At 40.0% G+C, this 727-nt stretch carries 1 protein-coding gene; it reads right to left on the bottom strand.

Going from position 1 to position 727, the window contains the following annotated elements; translation table 11 throughout:
• On the bottom strand, positions 1-640 hold a 640-nt coding region (locus BG20_RS01545), incomplete at its 3' end, for an IMP dehydrogenase (protein ID WP_250635816.1).
• Positions 641-727 lie beyond the last annotated feature (87 nt).

Here is a 727-nt window from a genome sequence, read left to right as displayed (position 1 = left end):
TTTTGATAAATTCTGCATTTGTTTGCATTTGTGGAATTGTATGTGCCCCACAGTAACTTAGACCTGAACGTACACCGCCAGTTAATTGTTTTAAAATATCAGTTACTGTTCCTTTGTACGGAACCATAGCTTCAACTCCTTCTGCGACATAATCATTAAGATCTTCATCAAGTGAAATCGAACCAGTTTCCTTTGATTTTCTTCCTAAAGATGCCCCAAGGGATGCCATTCCACGATATATCTTAAAGCGCTTACCGTTTTTTGTCAATACTGTTCCTGGTGATTCATCTGTTCCTCCCAGCATACTTCCTACCATCACCGATGATGCTCCTGCAGCCAATGCTTTTGTAGCATCACCAGATGTTCTTGTTCCACCATCAGAAATAATTGGAATGCCATAATCTTTTCCAATCTTGGCACAATCCATTACTGCAGTTAATTGTGGTACTCCAGAACCAGTAATTACCCTAGTAATACAAATTGAGCCAGAGCCAACACCAACTTTTACTGCATCTACTCCTGCTTTGATGAGGTCTTCGGTACCTTGTGCAGTTGCAACATTTCCAGCAATTAACTCGCAATTTGGAAATGCCTTTTTTGATATTACGAATTGTATTGATTGCATTTTCACTGTGACCATGAGCAATATCTACTACCAGTACATCTGCTCCTGCCTCTAACAGAGATTCTGTTCTTTCCATAAAGTCTCCCTTAACTCCTACTGCAG

It is taken from the genome of Candidatus Nitrosarchaeum limnium BG20 (genome assembly GCF_000241145.1).
Lineage (GTDB): Archaea > Thermoproteota > Nitrososphaeria > Nitrososphaerales > Nitrosopumilaceae > Nitrosarchaeum > Nitrosarchaeum limnae.
Note: the sequence above shows the minus strand (reverse complement) of the source record. Positions and strands in the feature narration are given on the sequence as shown.